This is a genomic window from Citrobacter sp. JGM124 (genome assembly GCF_018257795.1).
GTDB lineage: Bacteria > Pseudomonadota > Gammaproteobacteria > Enterobacterales > Enterobacteriaceae > JGM124.
Genome location: NZ_JAERJD010000003.1, coordinates 353612 through 371323 on the forward strand (window position 1 = coordinate 353612; position 17712 = coordinate 371323).

Annotated in this window: 17 protein-coding genes; 12 read left to right on the forward strand and 5 right to left on the reverse strand. The window is 50.2% G+C overall.

Features of this window, described 5'->3' with window-relative positions:
- Positions 1-149: 149 nt before the first annotated feature.
- Positions 150-1514: an APC family permease gene (locus JK154_RS06290; protein ID WP_211991654.1), complete on the forward strand. Its 1365-nt coding sequence runs from the start codon at positions 150-152 to the stop codon at positions 1512-1514.
- A gap of 87 nt (positions 1515-1601) precedes the next feature.
- Here the strand turns inward: JK154_RS06290 and sbcB are convergent, their stop codons facing one another.
- Positions 1602-3029 carry an exodeoxyribonuclease I gene (gene sbcB / locus JK154_RS06295; RefSeq protein ID WP_211991655.1) on the reverse strand — a complete coding sequence of 476 codons (1428 nt, stop codon included), beginning with the start codon at positions 3027-3029 and terminating at the stop codon, positions 1602-1604.
- Between the two features lie 503 nt (positions 3030-3532).
- Here sbcB and JK154_RS06300 point away from each other — a divergent pair.
- Both JK154_RS06300 and JK154_RS06305 read left to right on the forward strand, forming a co-directional pair.
- Positions 3533-4936 carry a PAAR domain-containing protein gene (locus JK154_RS06300; protein ID WP_211991656.1) on the forward strand — a complete coding sequence of 468 codons (1404 nt, stop codon included), beginning with the start codon at positions 3533-3535 and terminating at the stop codon, positions 4934-4936.
- Positions 4926-5339 carry a hypothetical protein gene (locus JK154_RS06305; RefSeq protein ID WP_211991657.1) on the forward strand — a complete coding sequence of 138 codons (414 nt, stop codon included), beginning with the start codon at positions 4926-4928 and terminating at the stop codon, positions 5337-5339. The genes JK154_RS06300 and JK154_RS06305 overlap by 11 nt, the downstream gene beginning before the upstream one ends.
- 194 nt (positions 5340-5533) lie before the next feature.
- On the opposite strand, the gene JK154_RS06310 is transcribed toward JK154_RS06305, so the two are convergent.
- The 4 genes from JK154_RS06310 to JK154_RS06325 form a co-directional block, all read right to left on the reverse strand.
- Positions 5534-5767 (reverse strand): hypothetical protein, encoded by a 234-nt coding sequence (locus tag JK154_RS06310; protein WP_211991658.1) that lies wholly within the window; start codon positions 5765-5767, stop codon positions 5534-5536.
- Between the two features lie 5 nt (positions 5768-5772).
- Positions 5773-6012, reverse strand: coding sequence for a DinI-like family protein (locus JK154_RS06315; RefSeq protein ID WP_211991659.1), 240 nt, complete (start codon positions 6010-6012; stop codon positions 5773-5775).
- A 137-nt stretch (positions 6013-6149) separates the two neighbouring features.
- Complete coding sequence (locus JK154_RS06320; RefSeq protein ID WP_211991660.1) at positions 6150-8240, reverse strand: TonB-dependent siderophore receptor; 2091 nt, start codon at positions 8238-8240, stop codon at positions 6150-6152.
- Between the two features lie 131 nt (positions 8241-8371).
- Positions 8372-9400: an AraC family transcriptional regulator gene (locus JK154_RS06325; protein ID WP_211991661.1), complete on the reverse strand. Its 1029-nt coding sequence runs from the start codon at positions 9398-9400 to the stop codon at positions 8372-8374.
- A 170-nt stretch (positions 9401-9570) separates the two neighbouring features.
- On the opposite strand from JK154_RS06325, the gene sbmC reads away from it, so the two are divergent.
- The 9 genes from sbmC (at position 9571) to JK154_RS06370 (ending at position 17628) form a co-directional block, all read left to right on the forward strand.
- The gene (sbmC, locus tag JK154_RS06330) at positions 9571-10041 is read left to right on the forward strand and encodes a DNA gyrase inhibitor SbmC (protein ID WP_211991662.1); all 471 of its coding nucleotides are present in this window, start codon (positions 9571-9573) and stop codon (positions 10039-10041) included.
- Between the two features lies 1 nt (position 10042).
- Positions 10043-10477, forward strand: coding sequence for a VOC family protein (locus tag JK154_RS06335; RefSeq protein WP_211991663.1), 435 nt, complete (start codon positions 10043-10045; stop codon positions 10475-10477).
- A gap of 252 nt (positions 10478-10729) precedes the next feature.
- Positions 10730-11065, forward strand: coding sequence for a DUF496 family protein (locus JK154_RS06340; protein WP_211991664.1), 336 nt, complete (start codon positions 10730-10732; stop codon positions 11063-11065).
- A gap of 111 nt (positions 11066-11176) precedes the next feature.
- Positions 11177-12133 carry an adenosylcobinamide-phosphate synthase CbiB gene (gene cbiB / locus JK154_RS06345; protein ID WP_211991665.1) on the forward strand — a complete coding sequence of 319 codons (957 nt, stop codon included), beginning with the start codon at positions 11177-11179 and terminating at the stop codon, positions 12131-12133.
- Positions 12134-12140: 7 nt separating this feature from the next.
- Positions 12141-13676 (forward strand): cobyric acid synthase, encoded by a 1536-nt coding sequence (locus JK154_RS06350; RefSeq protein WP_211991695.1) that lies wholly within the window; start codon positions 12141-12143, stop codon positions 13674-13676.
- On the forward strand, positions 13673-14215 hold the full coding sequence (gene cobU / locus JK154_RS06355) for a bifunctional adenosylcobinamide kinase/adenosylcobinamide-phosphate guanylyltransferase (protein WP_211991666.1): 543 nt from the start codon (positions 13673-13675) through the stop codon (positions 14213-14215). Before JK154_RS06350 ends, cobU begins: the two co-directional genes overlap by 4 nt.
- Positions 14215-14955 (forward strand): adenosylcobinamide-GDP ribazoletransferase, encoded by a 741-nt coding sequence (cobS, locus tag JK154_RS06360; protein WP_211991696.1) that lies wholly within the window; start codon positions 14215-14217, stop codon positions 14953-14955. Before cobU ends, cobS begins: the two co-directional genes overlap by 1 nt.
- A gap of 35 nt (positions 14956-14990) precedes the next feature.
- Positions 14991-16037, forward strand: coding sequence for a nicotinate-nucleotide--dimethylbenzimidazole phosphoribosyltransferase (gene cobT, locus JK154_RS06365; protein WP_211991667.1), 1047 nt, complete (start codon positions 14991-14993; stop codon positions 16035-16037).
- 406 nt (positions 16038-16443) lie between these two features.
- A complete protein-coding gene (locus JK154_RS06370; RefSeq protein ID WP_211991668.1) occupies positions 16444-17628 on the forward strand; it encodes a YbfB/YjiJ family MFS transporter in 1185 nt (394 codons plus the stop codon).
- Positions 17629-17712 lie beyond the last annotated feature (84 nt).

Here is a 17712-nt window from a genome sequence, read left to right on the forward strand (position 1 = left end):
CAAACGGCATTTGCCAAAAAACAAGAGGCCGGGCTTCGTACCGGATAGATACTAGCTTTTAAAAAACGACAGTTGTGTCGCCGAGGAAATTAAGATGGGGCAGATTTTTGCTTTTGCGCAGGCTTTCACCGTATCAGGGGAAAATAACCATGTCGCTTAACGTCACCGCAGGTACAAACAATCGCGTGGGTTTGAAGAAAACCTTAACGTTGCTTCCCGTAGTCATGATGGGGCTGGCCTATATGCAGCCCATGACATTGTTTGATACGTTCGGTATTGTTTCCGGGATGACCGACGGTCATGTTCCGACAGCCTATGCTTTTGCTTTAGTGGCTATACTGTTTACCGCCCTGAGCTATGGCAAGCTGGTTCGTCGCTTCCCGTCTGCCGGTTCGGCCTATACCTACGCGCAAAAATCCATTAACCCGTTAGTGGGCTTTATGGTGGGCTGGTCATCGCTACTTGATTACCTGTTTATGCCGATGATCAACATCCTGCTGGCGAAGATCTACTTTGAAGCGCTCGTGCCGGGTGTGCCTTCCTGGATATTCGTTATTGCGCTGGTGGGCTTTATGACGGTATCTAACCTGCGTAGTGTGAAAACAGTCACCAACTTTAACGGAACGATTGTGACCCTGCAGATCCTGTTGATTGCGGTCATTATTGGTATGGTTATTTATGGTGTCGCCGGTGGCGAAGGCCAGGCAACACTGACCAGCAGCAAGCCATTCTGGTCTGAAAATGCCCATATTGTGCCGATGATTACTGGGGCGACGATCCTCTGTTTCTCGTTCACGGGTTTTGACGGGATCAGTAACCTGTCTGAAGAAACTAAAAACGCTGAACGTGTTATTCCGTTGGCGATTCTGCTGACAGCGCTGGTGGGGGGACTGATCTTTATCGTTTCTACCTATTTCTTGCAGCTGTACTTCCCGGATATCTCTCGTTTCACTGATCCGGAAGCCTCACAGCCAGAAATCATGTTCTTTGTGGCGGGTAAAGCGTTCCAGGTTGGCGCACTGATCTTCTCTACCGTAACGGTACTGGCATCAGGTATGGCAGCCCATATGGGTGTTTCACGCCTGATGTATGTCATGGGGCGTGATGGTGTATTCCCTAACCGTGTCTTTGGTTATATTCATCCGAAATGGCGTACTCCAGCTTTTAACGTTCTGCTGGTTGGTGCAGTGGCGTTACTGGCACTGGATTTTGACCTGATTACTGCTGCGGCATTGATTAACTTTGGTGCATTGGTGGCCTTTACCTTTGTTAACTTGTCCGTTATCTCTCAGTTCTGGATCCGTGAGAAACGTAACAAGACTCTGAAAGACCATCTGAACTTCCTGGTTCTGCCGCTGATTGGTGCGCTGACGGTAGGTGCCTTGTGGGTTAATCTGGAAGAAAGTTCCATGATCCTCGGCCTTATCTGGGCAGCGATTGGCTTTGTTTATGTTGCTTGTGTGACTAAAAGCTTCCGTAACCCAGTACCACAGTGCAGTGAAGACGTGGCATAAAATCTATGCATCACGTGAAAAAGGCGCCGGAAGGCGCCTTTTTTGTGTCTGTAGCAGGAAAGATAACCTCTGCTGAAGCAGTCAATATTAACCAACTAGCTGGCGAGCATAGTCAAACAACGCTTTGAGTTGCTTAAGTTTTTCCTGATCTCCTTCATACTGGTTATACAGGGTTTCCAGCTCCAGCACATAGGCTTGTACCTTCTCCTGGCTGAGTTGTTCCTGGCGATGCTGCAGCCAGCGACGTTGTTCTGCTTCATTCAGGGTTTCTGGCCAGTTCCGGGCGCGGTAGTTAAATAACAGGGGCTCAATACGGCCATCAACAAAGGTGAGGCCTGTATCCCCAAGCTGATCAGGGGGGGTCTGTTGCACAATCCCCATGGCAGTGCGATCCGCATCACTAAAAAAGCCGTTATACAGCTGGGCATCAACATTATCCACCGGGATAAAGGGAGGCGCCTCGGCAAACAGGGCGACCACTTTTTCCCGTACCTGGGGGTTGTTGCGCAGAATGTTTAAGTTTGTCAGGCAGTGCTGGCGATCGATCCCCAGGCGTTCTGCATCTTCCGGGCGCAGCGTGTTCGCCACCGCCAGTACCGGACATTTATTGAGATGCACCAGTTTGATGGGGACTGCCGCGGTATCCCCAAGCTGATTTTTGGGGGTGTATAGCTGCGTGCGCAGGGTATCCGCATCCAGTGTCAGTAAACTGGAAATGTCCCCGGCAAGGTCAACCATGATCACCGCATTACGATTATCAGGATGCCAGGCCAGTGGGGCGACCCAGCTGGTGTTACCCCGCCATGCCCCGAACATGCCGGAGACATGAACCAGGGGTTTCATTTGCGGGATATCAATCAGCGTTTGCAGTTTCTGTTTACTGCGGTAGTTATAGAGGTAATCAAACAGACGTGGCTGGCGGCTTTTTACCAGGCTTGCCATGGCAATAGTGGCATAGACATCCGCCATGGCATCATGGGCATTACTGTGTTCAATGCCATTCGCCCGGGTTAAATGTTCAAGGCGGAAACTGACCAGGCCATCTTCATTTTCTGGCCAGATGATCCCTTCAGGACGCAGGGCGTAACAGGCCCGCATGACATCAAGCAGGTCCCAGCGTGAATTATTATGCTGCCAGCTCCAGGCATAAGGATCGTAGAAGTTACGGTAGAAAATATGGCGTGTCACTTCATCATCGAAACGCACATTGTTGTAACCAACGATACAGGTATTTGGGGTGCTGAACAGCCCATGAATGCGTTTGGCAAATGCTGCTTCGTTCTCGCCCTGGGCCAGTGCTTGTTGTGGAGTTATCCCGGTTATCATCACCGCTTCAGGTTGGGGTAAATAGTCATCCGCCGGGCGGCAATAAAACACTTCCGGGGTGCCTGTCGCAGTAAACTCACTGTCCGTACGCAGCGCAGCAAACTGTGCCGGGCGGTCTAATGACGGACTCTTGCCGAAGGTTTCATAGTCGTGGAACAGGAAGGTAGGTTGTTGTTCTGAGTTATTCAATGTTTATTTGCGTCCAGTTGTGTTATCTACATCGCTGTTATTAAATTGATTTTTCAACAAGTGACCCGCTCTTGGGTCTTCTTTTGTATCTATCAATTGTTTACTGTTTACGTGAGCCCACGTCATATTGCGTACCATATATGCACCAAATCCATTTTTCCATGGTTGATTTACCGATATTCATTGCGGTATTTGCGACGGTTTAATGCTGGTCAAGCATAAGCTGGGTTGCTTCGAGTCTGAACCGGAGGCTGAAATTTCATCTGTTACGTCCGGCCATGATGTCACCTGTTTGAGTTATTAGGTGATGATATCACTTCTGTTCAGGTAGCTGGATTGACGATATCTCTACACTGAGATCTTTTCTGGGTAAATCTGGCACTAACTTTTTCAATAAAATCTTTCTATCATTAAAGAGCCACTGTACTTGCTCAATTATGATACAGGCGTAAGATATTAAATTGTATCGCGGGAAGCCGATAACATCATGAGGAACAAAGGAAATGTCAATTGGTTTTTGGATAGTTCAAGGTGATAAAACCTCATGTGGAGGAAGTGTTCTGGAGGGACACCCTGAGGGAACAAGATTTGGCCCGAACCAGAACCGGCAGGCCGTCAATGGGAGTAAAGTATCCTGTGGAAAACATCCGGGGACCTACAGTGTCGGTGGAGGACACCCCGGAGAGATCATTCATGGATGTTATGCTGCCAGTACACTCTACAGTCGCTCAACGTGCCCATGTAAAGCGTTTTTTATTCCAACGCATACGTGGGCAAAGCACGGGCCGTATCAGGGAGGAAAAACACGTGAAACTGTTCCGATGATCGGTAGGGTAGTGGCTCCCGCTTCTCCTGAATTTGAAGAACCAGCTCAACATGCCCAGACTGCTAAAAAACCACATAAGGATGAAACCAAACGTGAACCAGTAGATGCTGGTTTCTGTGTTCTGCCTTATGGTGCAGAAACTGAAGCGTATGAAAAATACCTGTTTGAAGGCAACCCGCCAGCGGGGACACGTGAACTTTATCTGTTATTAAATGGACAAGGTAAGGAATACAAAGCCGGTTCTATCATGCTGATTGTTGATCCTGATAAACAGGATGATGAACAGGTAGCGCACATGAAGGAAGCTAAGCAGCGTATTGATGCAGCATTAGAACCCCTTACAAATAAAGAGGCTAATTTTCTACATAGTCATTATGCAACGATAGCAAATTTTAGCAATATTGCTGATAAGGGAATAGGCCTTGCTGCTGAGCCTGTTGGAAAATATTTCGAGAATATAGAAAAAATCCTAAAAGAGATTCAGGACACTTACAAGAACACCTATATGACACGAGGTGCTTTAATTGGTGAGCAGTTCTATGTAAAACGTGCTCAATTGTTCAATAAGCTTGAGCAGGTACTTAAAGTCGGGTTTCTGAACAAAGGAATGAAGTTTGGGGAGTATACAAAAATAAAAAATGCTTTGGGCTTGTCGACAAGTTCGATTACCTATAAATGGAATCAAACAGGAATCAGCGATATTGAAGGTTATGCGACACATATCGAACGTGCAGCTAAATATGTTAAAGCAATGCGTTATACTGGTTATGTAGGAATAGGTTTTAGTGCTCTTCACTCGATTAATGAAATAAATGAAGCATGTTCCGTTTCCCGAGAAGAAGAGTGTACCAGGAAAAAATATACTGAGATTAGTAGTTTTATTGGGGGTACAGGGCTTGGTATTGGTGCAGGTTATTTAGCCGCCCCTGCATGTATCGCGATTGGTGTAGGAACTGCTGGTATAGGCGGATTAGCATGTCTTGTCATTGTTGGTGGCACTGCAGGTTATGCTGGTTCAGAACTTGGCAGCGTTGGCGGTGAAGCAATGGGAAATAAGGTATATGAAATATATGGAAAATAAATTTTTCAGTGATATAAAGGAAATGGTAATGGCTATCCTCATCGCCATCGCTTTATTGTCAACATTGCTTTGTTTCATTCAATATTTAATATCAAAGCGACATTTCAATGAAACTTGTGAAGTATTTAAAGATAAGTTTAAGAAGTTACCGACTCAAGTAATGATATATCAGCATTCCGGGTTCTTTTTTTCTTTTATGCGAGATTCTTTTTTTATTATTGCGTTGCTTGCAAAAGAAAAAAGCTTTTATACACGAGATATGAATGTTGATGAAATAAAATTCATTAAAAGCCTCCCATCAAAAAAAACTCAATGGATAAAAATAAAAGTCATCGTGACTTTATTTAGCTTTATCTCTTACCTGACTGCTTTGATTTATTATTTGATGGTGATGCGAAGTTAACTGACCTGACTACTTTAATTTGTAAGTTTACATTCTTTTAAAAGGCAGTACATGAAATTTACCTTGAACAGGAATGTAGATTATTAGAGGTCGCTGCTTAATGTGTATGGGTACTCATTTTTGCCTGATTTAGCATTATCAACCTTAATGATGGGCGGCCCCTGGCTTTTATTTGCCAGGCCAGGAGCGGTGAGTTACTGCCACTGGGTTTGTCCTTGTTTCACCGCGGCCATGATGGCCGCCCCGGTGTTCTGGTATTCCGGCAAGGATAACACTCGCCATTGGCCATTTTGGAAGGCTAACAGGCAGCAACGGGTATCAATGGTATTTTTGATGGCAAAGGTACGGATATCTGTGGAGGGGGTAGGCAGCCCTTCACCTGGGCGGGGGAAGTAGATCCGCACCCCGGAAATAATGATGTTATCCATGGTGCTTACTCCCTGACCAGCCAGAATTCAGCGTCTTCAAACATGTCTTCAATTAAGCGGTTAAGGCGTTCTTTTTCAAACTTGGTGCAGTCGCTGTTCACCGCATTGGTTTGCATCGGTTTTACCCTGACGGCAGCATCAGGGAAGACCCGTTGGACACGGCGGGTTAGCTCCTCAAGAATTATTTCCTGGGCACCGGGCAAACCGGCAACATTGCGTTTGTCATAGACGAGTTCAACGAACATGAGGCATCCTTATAATACTGTTTTAATATACAGTATTATCGGTTTTAACCCTGGCGTCAATCCTCAATGATGGGCGGAGCAGATAATGTTTCTTTGCCAGCGGAAACTAAAGGCAGCCCAAAAGGGCTGCCGTCAGGTCAGAACTTCCAGGACAGGCTGCCAACAATGCTTCGTTCAGCCCCAAAATAGCAGTAAGAGAGTGAATTACAGGCAGCAACATAACGCTTGTCTGTCAGGTTATTGACGTTGAGCTGTGCGCTTAAGCCTTTAATGCCCACTTTCGCCAGATCATAACCGACAGCCAGGTCTACCAGGGTGTAGGAAGGCAGGGTATGGGTGTTCTGGCGGTCGGTGGTAACGCCGTTTACATAACGCACACCCGAGGCGAGGGTCAGGCCATCCAGCGGGCCGCTTGCCACATCATAACTTAGCCAGGTGCTGGCCATATTACGTGGAGCATACACGGCGCGTTTGCCCTGTTCTTCCGGGCTACTTTTCTTGTAACTGATATCGGTATAGGTGTAGGCCGCCTGCAGACGCAGGTTTTCTGCTATCTCGCCCACCGCTTCCAGTTCTACCCCTTCAGATTCTATTTCGCCAATAGAACGATACGGGGAGTCAGGCTCCTCTTTGGTGGCAATGTTTTTCTGATTAATACGGAAGACGGAGGCGCTGAACTGGCTGTTCATGCCCTCAGGCTCATATTTCAGGCCTGCTTCCCACTGTTTCCCCGTCATGGGTTTCAGCAAATCACCTTTTTCATCGGTGAAGCTGGTTGGTGTAAAGGAAGTCGAGTAGCTGACATAAGGCGCGATACCGCTATCAAACAGATAGAGCAGGGCCGCACGGCTACTGAAGTTGTTTTTATCCAGCCCGCTGGTGGAGTTATCCAGTTTATTGATATTGGTTATCTTAACCTGGTCAAAACGCCCGCCAAGGGTCAGTCGCCAGTTGTCCAATGAGACCTGGTCTTGCAGATAGTAACCCGTCTGACGCAGCTTATGCTGTTCCTTGCCCCACATTGAGATACTGATGGGGTTAGCCCCATAGGTAGGGTTAAATGCATTCAGTGGCGGGAATTGGCCCGAATACCCGGTGGTATTATTGCTTCTGTCCTGATAATCAATACCGATCAGTACCCGATGATTCAGTAACCCGGTACTAAAACTGCCGTCGATATTGTTATCAAGGGTGATGGCATTCATCTGTTCGTCAGAGCCGGAATAACCGCGGTTTAGCTCATTTTCATTTAGCCAGCCAGCGGCATAGACCTGATTAAGCTCAACTTTGGTATGCAGATAGCGCAATTTTTGACGGACTGCCCAGCCACTGTCAAACAGGTGTTCAATATCGTACCCCACCATGGTTTCCCGGCGGTCGTATTTATCGTAGTCTGACTCACCTTCATAGAAGGTGTTGGAAATTTTGTGGCCATCGTGGGGAACCACGGTGCCCTCATAAGGCAAGCCTGAGTGACTGCCTCCTTCCGGGTCCCGGTGCAGGTAAGCCATTACATCAAGGCGGGTGTTATCAGTGATTCGCCAGGTCAGGCTGGGCATGATGGCATAACGCTCTTCTTTTAGCGGGCTGAACTGTGAGTCCGCGTAACGCGTCATACCACTAATACGCCCCGCGACCCGGTCGTTGTCATCCAGGGCGCCGGTCACATCAAACATTGCTCCCCGTTGTTTGTTGTTTCCCCCAAACAGTTTTATTTCTCCCCCGGTATCGAAAGAGGGTTTGCGGGAGGTCAGGGCAACAATCCCCCCGGGGGATGATCGGCCATACAGTACGGAAGCAGGGCCCCGTACTACTTCAATGTTTTCTAAAAACCAGGGGTCAACGACCAGTGAACTATGGGAGTTGGTATCCCCCATCATTTTTAGCCCGTCAAGATAAATATTATCGAGGCTGCCGTCAGAAAAGCCACGCATCACAATGTAGTCAAAGCGGTTTGATGCGCCTATCTGGTTACTGTATACCCCTGGGGTATAAGTGACCGCCTGGTGTACGCTGGTCGCTCCTTGCTCTTCAAACTGTTCCCGGGTAATGATTGAAACTGCTTGTGGTGTTTCAATATCCGGGGTTGCCAGTTTGGTGGCACCACGTTGTACCTGGGAGGTAACAATGAGGGTATCGTTTTTGGCATTTTCCTCAGCGAGTACCGGTAAAGTGATACTCCCGGTGACGACGCCCACCAGTAGTGCCAGACGCGTTTTAGTCAACATCAACATCTCCAAAGGCCTTTTCTAATTGTTAATAAGAATTATTACCTTTTTGAAGGGGTAAGCAGATATGCGCAATGTCAGGTTACATATGCGTAATGACAAACTGTTATGTCAGGGGCATATTTCCGTGGCTAGCGGGGGCGGCGAATGTCTACCGGGGGTATACCATAGCGGCGACGGAAGGCTGTGGAGAAGTTAGTGGCATGCTGGTAACCGGACATCCATGCCGCTTGTTGCACACTGTGCCCTTCCAGCAAATAGCGATGGGCCAGAGCCAGGCGGCAGTCACGTAGAAAATCAAAGATAGTACAGCCATAAGCCAGCCGGAACTTACTCCGTAAACTACTGGCACTCATGGCGGCTTGCTGTGCCAGCCCATTCAGGCTGTATTCCTTTTCTGGTGACTGTTCCAGCAGCTTGCGAATATTTTCCAGCCGTTGATGTTCACATCGCAGTGCCAGCGCCCCGGGTTTCAGGGCAATCTGCTGCTGATGCAACCCCTGACCCAGGAGTTGCATAATGAGGCCTTCAATAATCAGCTGGCGGGCAACCCCCGTGCCGCTATCATGCTGTGCCCTGGCCAAACCGACCAGCAAATAATCCGGGACGTGCCAGGTCAGAGGTGGGGTATTGCTAAACTGCCACTCCTGTAATAACGCGCTCAGTAAACTACTGTGCCAGGCTTCTCCGGGATAGACCCCCAAAGACAGGGTTCTGAGTTTATGACCCGCCACATGGCGTACTGTCATTGCGTGGTGGCTCGATAAACGGGTGGCAAAAGTCATGCCTGAGTGAATGCTATACTGCTGGCCATAGTGAGAGACCACCACATGCCCCTCCAGCACCACCAGCATATAGAGCGGGGACTCATGGCTTGAGAATGTTTCATAAGGTTCTAAAACCAGCACATCTGATTGCGTGAGGCTGATCCCGGAACCGAGGGTCATCTCTTCCACATCCCCCTGGAGTACGGCCACAGGGGTGGTGGCACCCTTAGGGTATTGTGGGAAGTGATAGTCAATGCCGTAACGCTTACCGTAGCGTTTAAAATCCTCAATTAAGATGAATTTTTTTTGTGCGGGCACTAACACATTGGGATCTTGCAGCGTCACTGAAATCAGCCTGTTACTATCGGAAGATAATAGGGTAAAGATTATCATTCTTATTAACCAGCGACAACATTCCTGCCTGCGGCCTGCCGGGAATCGGTGCATAGGGGCCATTTGGTGGTGTGCTGCACAGATTGGCTAAAAAACCAGACGCCACCACTGGGGGATGGGTATGGTTATATGAATATATCGTGGTTATCACAAGGGGGCAGAGAGGCAATATGTTTACTGTGAAACAGGTCGCGGCACGTAATCTGGTGGGATTTCACTGGATAGGCCCTTGGGAAGAAACGGTTCCCAGGGGGTTTGAATCTCTCTCCCGCTGGACTCGTGATCATCAGCTCCAGGGGGAAAAGCTGGCGGTCTATTATGATGATCCCGACCAGGTGCCAGCAGATCGGTTACGTTGTGACACGGCGATTGCCGTCGGGGACAACTTTGTACTGCCTGCGGGGAGCGAAGGCGCCCGGTTAATCACTCTCCCTGGGGGGCTTTATGCCGTCGGGCTGGCAGAAATTGAGAATAATGCCTTTTTTGAGGCCTGGGAGCAGTTGTTTGATCAAGTCGAAGCAGACGCCCGATATCGGCTCACGGGGAAACCCTGCTATGAACGTTACCTTCATGAGGGAGAGCAGTCCGGTATTTGGGTGCTGGAAATGCTGATCCCTGTCACGCAGATTCAGGAGTCATAACATGCTGGATGTCACAACCGGGCTGAGTGTTCTGTTTATTGCCGGGTATGGCCCTATTACCCGAGATTGCCCGGCAAGCCAGGCCTTTTATCAGCAGACACTGGGTTTACCCTTAAAAGGGCTACCCGGTAATGAAAGCTATCTTTCACTGGAAACCGGGGCCCTGGACGGGGTGAAACATTTTGCTATCTGGCCCCTGGAACAGGCGGCACAATCCTGTTTTGGGCATGCCGAATGGCCAGGGACGAGCCCTGTGCCACAGTGCTGGGTAGAGTTTGAAGTGGATTCCCTTGAGGGAGCAAGCCAGGTACTAAAAGATAAAGGGTATCAACTACTGGTTGATAATCAGCATGAGCCATGGGGGCAGCGCGTCACCCGATTACTTAGCCCGGAAGGGCTGCTGGTGGGGCTGACTATCACCCCCTGGTTGCGATAACTTGGGGGAGTATTGAAAGCGCAGCTTTAATGGGGCTTCACCAGAAAAAACGGGTGTGCTCTCATTTGCCTGTTTACTCAGGTATTTTATGGCAAAATTTTATCAGCTTGTTTCGATTCAGCCATAATTGGGGTTAAGATAGCCTGAGTTCGTTTATTCTCTCAGTAACGCATTGTCATTCAGGTGCGCTATAACTTAAGGTAGTAGTCATAGCCTAATGAGTCCGATTGCCAATTTAGCCAAGGTGTGAAAATGGAAAATAGTAAACCTTCATTTCAGGACGTTCTCGATTTTGTTCGTCTGTTCCGTCGTAAAAACAAACTGCAGCGTGAAATTCAGGATGCAGAGAAAAAAATCCGCGACAACAAAAAACGGGTGTTACTGCTGGAGAACCTGAGCGAATACATTAAGCCAGGCATGAGTATCGAAGCGGTACAAGAGATTATCGCCAGCATGAGAACTGACTATGATGACCGCGTTGACGATTACATTATTAAAAGCGCGGAGTTGTCAAAAGAGCGTCGTGAAATTTCCGCGAAGCTGAAACTGATTGGCGAACAGAAGAAAACTGAAGCCAAGTCTGCCTGAGAGTAATGGACTGTGATAAGCCGTCTGATGCCTCCTTCTGATATTGGGGGGTGTCAGGCGGCTTTTTTATCGGCTTGCCTGGCAGGCATAAGCGAGAAATAAAGGGCCTGTATGACCATTGTTGCCTGGTTTAGCGCCGCGCTGCTGGAGTTCTGGCTGGGGTGTCCGGCTAACTGGCCCCATCCTGTACGCTGGATGGGGCACTTGATTTCGCTGCTGGAGCGGCAAGTCCGCCGCCTGTGTCATTCAACTCCGGGCTTAAAAATGGGTGGGGGCCTGCTCTGGATTATCGTGGTGGGTAGCTCCTGGGGTCTTAGCTGGAGTCTGTTACAACTGGCCAGCGCGATTCATCCGGGGTTAGGCTTTATCATTGAAGTCTGGATGATTTATACCGTACTGGCTGCGGGGTGTTTACGGGATGCAGCATGGGAAGTCTACCAGGCCTTGCAGCACGGTACCCTGGAAGAAAGCCGTAAAGCATTGTCATGGATTGTCGGGCGGGATACTTCCCAACTGGAACGCCCACAGATCACCCGGGCAGTGGTGGAGACGGTCGCGGAAAACAGTATTGATGGGGTAATTGCGCCGCTCTTTTTCCTGTTCCTTGGTGGGGCGCCCCTGGCCATGGCTTATAAAGCGGTTAATACCCTTGATTCCATGCTGGGTTATAAAACAGAGAAATACCGTGCTATCGGGATGGTTTCTGCCCGGCTGGATGACGTGGCCAACTTTATCCCGGCTCGCCTGGGATGGGTGTTGATCAGCCTGGCTGCATGGTTATTACGAGAAAACCCCAGGCAAGCATTTAAGATCGGTTTCCGCGATCGTCACCAGCATAGCAGCCCCAATTGTGCATGGTCAGAAGGGGCGGTTGCGGGGGCCTTAGGTATTCACCTTGGCGGGCCGAATGACTATTTCGGTGAGCGGGTGGAAAAACCCTGGATCGGTGACGCCCTCCGGGAAGTGGCGTGTGACGATATTACGCGCACGATTAATCTCATGATGGTGGCCTCATCGCTTGCCCTGCTTTTGTTCGCCGGACTGAGATTGATGATGGCAGGTGGATAACGAGGCAATAATGGCAGTTATTATGATTCAGGGTACGGCTTCGGATGTGGGCAAAAGTGTCCTGGTCGCGGGGCTGTGTCGAATATTTTCCCAGGATGGTTACGCAACAGCCCCTTTTAAGTCACAAAATATGGCCCTTAATTCCGGCATTACCCCCGATGGTAAAGAGATGGGGCGGGCACAAATTTTCCAGGCAGAAGCCGCGGGGATTGCCCCGGATGTCCGAATGAATCCGATTTTGTTAAAACCCCGTTCTGATAGCCAGTCACAGGTAGTACTGATGGGGGAGGTGGTGACGGACATGAATGCCCGGCGCTACCATCAGTATAAACCCCAGTTACGGGAAAAAATTCGCCAGGTGTTTCAGAGCCTGAGCGCCGATCATGACATCATTGTGCTGGAAGGGGCAGGCAGCCCGGCGGAGATTAATCTACGTGACAGGGACATTGTTAATATGGGGATGGCGGAGATCGCTAACAGCCCTGTTATCCTGGTGGCGGATATTGACCGGGGGGGTGTTTTTGCTGCGCTTTACGGCACTATTGCTTTGTTACTGGAGCATGAAAAACCCCGGGTTCAGGGGATCATCATTAATAAATTTCGTGGTGATCTTGCGTTGTTACAACCCGGTCTTGAGCAAATTGAAGCCCTGACCGGTGTGCCGGTACTCGGGGTGATGCCCTGGCTAGAACTGGAGTTTGAAGAAGAAGATAGCCTGGCTCTGGTGGGCAAATATCAAGGGCGACAGCCACAAGTCCTGGATGTTGTGGTGGTCAAACTGCCTTACGTCTCAAATTTTACGGACTTCAACGCCCTTGCTGCGCAGCCGGATGTACGAGTGCGCTACTTGCGTGATGGTGACGCGTTACAAACGGCTGATCTGGTTATCCTCCCTGGCAGTAAAAATACCCTGCATGACTTACAGTGGCTACGGGACACCCGGTTGAGTGATGCTTTGCAAGATTATCATCAGGCGGGGGGGAAGATTATCGGCATCTGTGGGGGCTATCAGATGCTGGGCCAGTTCCTTTATGACGGGGTTGAGTCAGAGCAGGGCGCCATGGCGGGGCTCGGGCTATTAAACGTATCCACCCGTTTTGAGCGCCAAAAAACGACGACGGTTTCCTGTGGTGAGATCCAGCCTGGTTTACCCGGTGGCTGGGATCAGCATTGCGGGCAGGATATTCGTGGTTATGAGGTTCATATGGGGCAGACGGTCAGGGGGCCTGGTGTCCAGGCATTCTGTCAGTTAAAAAGCCGTAACGGGCAGCCACAACATGACAGCCTGGATGGTGCCGTCAGTGTCGATGGTTCAGTACTGGGAACCTATCTGCATGGATTGTTTGATAATACAGTGTTTACTCGCCAGCTTCTCGATAGCTTACGTCAGCAAAAAGGTATCGCTCCCTATGATGGTCCGGTAGTGGACTATCAGCAGTTTAAGCAGCAGCAATTCGATCAGCTGGCAGCTGAAATGCGCCGCCACATTGATATTCAACGCATCTATCAAATAATGCGGCAATATCAGGAGGCAGACCAGTGAAGCTGATTACTGGTGGTGCTCGTAGTGGCAAGAGTGCCTATGCCCAGCGTCTGGCAGAAGGCAGCAAACGGGTTTGGTACATCGCAACCAGCCGTGTCTTTGATAACGAGATGGCAGCCAGGGTTGCGGAACATCAATTAAATCGCCCGGCGCACTGGCATACCCTGGAGGCCTGGCGGGATGTTGACCGTTTAATCACTCCTGAACTGGCAGCACAAGACACAGTGCTGCTGGAATGCATGACAACGCTGATTACCAATGAACTTTATCACCAGGCGGGGGATACCCCGGAAGAAGAGTGGGATTTTGTCGTGCTGGAACGGGCGGTCAATCAGCAAATCGATGCACTGCTACAGGCTTGTGCTGTTTGTCCTGCCCAGATCATTATCGTCACGAATGAGCTGGGTATGGGGATCGTGCCGGAAAACCGCCTTGCCCGGCATTTCAGGGACATTGCCGGGCGGGTTAACCAACGGCTGGCCGCCAGAGCGGAAGCTGTCTGGTTGCTTGTGTCCGGGATCGAGGTAAAAATCAAATGATCTTCCGTCTTTTTTTCGCTTCTTTGCAGTTTATGAGCCGCTTGCCGGTCCCTCAACGCTGGTCATCGGGTATCGATATTGAGCATTATGTGCGTGGCATTGTGACCTTCCCCTGGGTTGGCCTGTTGCTTGGAACACTGTCTGGTCTGGTTTTTTTCAGTTTACAAAGCTGGCTTGGGCTGCCGCTGGCGGCACTGGGGGCCGTACTGTCCCTGGCGCTCTTAACCGGCGGGCTGCACCTTGATGGTCTGGCAGACACCTGCGACGGTATTTTTTCTGCTCGCAGCAAGGAACGTATGCTGGAAATCATGCGTGATAGCCGTCTTGGCACCCATGGTGGGTTAGCATTAATTTTTGTGATTCTTGCAAAAATTCTGATCATCAGTGAGCTGGCATTAAGAGGTACACCGATGATAGCAGCCCTGGCTGCGGCATCCGTCGCAGGGCGCAGTGTGGTCGTGCTACTGATGTATCGTCAAACCTATGCCCGGGAACAGGGGATGGGGAATCTCTATATCGGTAAAGTCACGGGCTGGCAAACCAGCTGGACCTTACTGGGGGGCGTGGTTCTCTGTGCCTTGCTGCTGGGGAGCAGTGGCGTGATCGCCCTGGCAGCCAGCGCGATGGGTATCATCTTATCCGGCCTGGCCTTACGACGTACATTAGGTGGGCAAACCGGGGATACTCTGGGGGCGGCAATAGAGTTGGGTGAGCTGTTTTTTCTGCTCTGCCTACTGTGATTTTGTAATTTTCAGTGCATAGCACATGAGGAATAATGACAACATTAGCCACGCTGATTACCGAAATAAAGCCTCTGAATCAACAGGCGATGTCAAAAGCACAAGCTCATCTTGATGGTTTAATCAAACCTGTAGGCAGCCTGGGGCGTCTGGAGCATCTTGCTTTACAACTCAGTGGCATGGGTGGCCTGGACCCGGCTCTGACTATCAATAAAAAGCTGATGATGGTGATGTGTGCAGATCACGGGGTTTATGCTGAGGGGGTGAGTGCCGCCCCGCAAAGTGTCACCAGGATTCAGGCGGAGAATATGACCCGCCATAATACTGGCGTCTGCCTGCTTGCGGCCCAGGCTGGGGCGGATGTCTGTATTGTCGATGTGGGCATTGATGGCGATCCCCTGCCGGGGCTGGTCAACATGAAAGTGGCCCGTGGTAGTGGGAATATCGCCCGTGGCCCGGCGATGAGCCGTCAGCAGGCTGAGGCATTGCTCCTGGCGATTGCTCAGTTAACCCGGGAAAAAGCCCGACGAGGTGTCAATCTGTTCGGCGTTGGTGAGCTGGGGATGGCCAATACCACAGCGGCTTCTGCCGTGGTGAGCGCTTTGCTGGCGCTGCCCCCAGAATCCACCGTGGGGAGAGGGGCCAACCTGCCAGAAGAAAAACTGGCTCATAAAATGGCGGTCGTGCGCCTGGCCCTGGAAACGAACCAGCCGGACCCTGATGATGGTATCGATGTGCTTGCCAAAGTGGGGGGATTCGATATTGTGGCGATGGCGGGAGTGATGCTGGGCGCGGCTTCCCTGGGGCTGCCCGTGGTACTGGATGGTTTTATTTCCTGTGCTTCTGCACTGGCTATTTGTCAGGTGGCACCGGGCGTGCGCCCGTATCTGATTGCCTCACACCGTTCTGGGGAACAGGGTGCTCAACGGGTACTGGATGCCCTTGGTCTGCCCGCCTATCTGCAACTGGAGATGCGTCTGGGGGAGGGGAGTGGTGCGGCATTAGCCCTGCCTCTGGTTGATGCGGCCTGCCTGCTCTACCACAATATGGGGCATCTGGCTGATAGCAATATCACACTCTGATTTTCCCGGCAGTGCTGTCCCACTGTTTCTGGCCCCTCTCCCGGCGCGGGATTATTTAAATATTGACGAGGCAGATGCTGGCTGCCATCTTTCTTGCTTCGGGCCATGATTCAGACATGCGAGCATTAAAAACGCCTGATAAATGTATCAGTCATTCCGTTCTGCTCTGCTCTTCACGTTTTTTCATCGTTTATTATCATGTGGCTTACCTGCCACTGCCGTGAGGTGTTCAATAACAGGACGTATTTCAGAAGGTATGGGCTATCGCGCAGGTGTTATTCATCGTGTTTGAGTCTGATCCCATACTTGGCATTAATCTTATTTTGTGAATGTTATATCAATTTCGTTCGCTATATGGGATTTTTGTTCGGTGACGGTTCCCAACAGAAACCTGTCAGGAGGGATTATGATTTCTGCGTTGCGTTACCGGCCTGAAACGAGAGCATTCTTGCTTTCTGTCGCCGCTTGCATTGTTCTGGTTATTGGTATGGGCTACGGGCGGTTTGCTTTTACCGGCGTGCTTCCCCTCATGCTGCATGAAAATATCCTCAGTCTGACTGAAGGGAATCTTGCTGCTTCGGCTAATTATGCGGGATATCTTGCCGGTGCGTTGATGCTTGCAAAAGCAAAGCCTGGCGATGCTCGAGTACTGTGTATGGGGTCAGTCGTGTCGACTCTCGTCTGTCTGGCCTTATTGGTATGGTTACAGTCGCCCACAGGTATTATTCTGGTGCGCGGGGGTGCTGGCATATGCAGTGCCGTAAGCTTGATATCCGCCTCTCTGTGGCTGCTGCAACATATGAAGCATGCGAATGGTGCGCCATTAATGTATGCGGGGGTTGGGCTGGGTATCTTTGTTTCCGCTGAATTTATCGCCCTGGGCAAGAGTTTGAATTTATCCAGCCAGGCCATATGGATTATTTGTACTGTCAGTGCTGGTGTGCTGTATACGATAGTTTTTCGTCTTCTCAGTAGCCCCCCGGAGACTCTCATTGACTACCGGCCACCATCACGTCCCCTGGCTCAGGGCGGCCCGCAAACGGCGGCCGCCGCAATGAGACTTATTGCGGTCTATGGGCTGGCCGGCTTTGGTTATATTATTACGGCAACCTATCTGCCCTTATTTCTCTCCGGTTCGCTGTCAGGGATTGATCCCGTTCATGTATGGGCCGTATTTGGCCTTGCCGCTGTCCCTTCGTGCTTTTTCTGGCACCGCATGGTATTGCGTTACGGGCATCGCCGAAGTTTTACGATCAACCTGTTCGTTCAGGCGGCAGGCGTGATATTACCGGCCTTTAGTCATGATTTAATGTTCTGCCTGGCAAGTGCGCTGATGGTGGGGTTCACCTTTATGGGTACAGTCACTATTGCGTTACCAGAAGCGAGACGTCTGGCTGATGTGGTTCGTTTTAATATGATTGCCGCAATGACAGCAGCTTATGGTATCGGTCAGATTGCAGGGCCACTCGTTGCAGGGATGCTTTACACATGGAGTCACTCCTTTAATCCATCCCTGATGGCAGCAACGTTTGCCCTGTGCCTTGCTGGTGTCATGGTCTGCGTTGATTTGAAAACCAGGGAGACATCGTGAAGATACGGCCTTTAAATTATCCCACCAGGCGGCGCCGGTAGGGTATTACAGGCCGCCGTGCACAGGAGTAGCCCGATGCCGGGG

Excerpts from the sequence above, each read along its gene's own strand:
- JK154_RS06325 (WP_211991661.1), bottom strand. The coding sequence starts at position 9,400 with ATGATAATCTTTACCCTATTATCTTCCGATAGTAACAGGCTGATTTCA.
- JK154_RS06370 (WP_211991668.1), top strand. The coding sequence starts at position 16,444 with ATGATTTCTGCGTTGCGTTACCGGCCTGAAACGAGAGCATTCTTGCTT.
- cobT (WP_211991667.1), top strand. The coding sequence starts at position 14,991 with ATGACAACATTAGCCACGCTGATTACCGAAATAAAGCCTCTGAATCAA.
- JK154_RS06290 (WP_211991654.1), top strand. The coding sequence starts at position 150 with ATGTCGCTTAACGTCACCGCAGGTACAAACAATCGCGTGGGTTTGAAG.
- JK154_RS06305 (WP_211991657.1), top strand. The coding sequence starts at position 4,926 with ATGGAAAATAAATTTTTCAGTGATATAAAGGAAATGGTAATGGCTATC.
- JK154_RS06320 (WP_211991660.1), bottom strand. The coding sequence starts at position 8,240 with ATGTTGACTAAAACGCGTCTGGCACTACTGGTGGGCGTCGTCACCGGG.
- sbmC (WP_211991662.1), top strand. The coding sequence starts at position 9,571 with ATGTTTACTGTGAAACAGGTCGCGGCACGTAATCTGGTGGGATTTCAC.
- JK154_RS06340 (WP_211991664.1), top strand. The coding sequence starts at position 10,730 with ATGGAAAATAGTAAACCTTCATTTCAGGACGTTCTCGATTTTGTTCGT.
- JK154_RS06310 (WP_211991658.1), bottom strand. The coding sequence starts at position 5,767 with ATGGATAACATCATTATTTCCGGGGTGCGGATCTACTTCCCCCGCCCA.
- JK154_RS06315 (WP_211991659.1), bottom strand. The coding sequence starts at position 6,012 with ATGTTCGTTGAACTCGTCTATGACAAACGCAATGTTGCCGGTTTGCCC.
- cbiB (WP_211991665.1), top strand. The coding sequence starts at position 11,177 with ATGACCATTGTTGCCTGGTTTAGCGCCGCGCTGCTGGAGTTCTGGCTG.
- JK154_RS06335 (WP_211991663.1), top strand. The coding sequence starts at position 10,043 with ATGCTGGATGTCACAACCGGGCTGAGTGTTCTGTTTATTGCCGGGTAT.
- JK154_RS06300 (WP_211991656.1), top strand. The coding sequence starts at position 3,533 with ATGTCAATTGGTTTTTGGATAGTTCAAGGTGATAAAACCTCATGTGGA.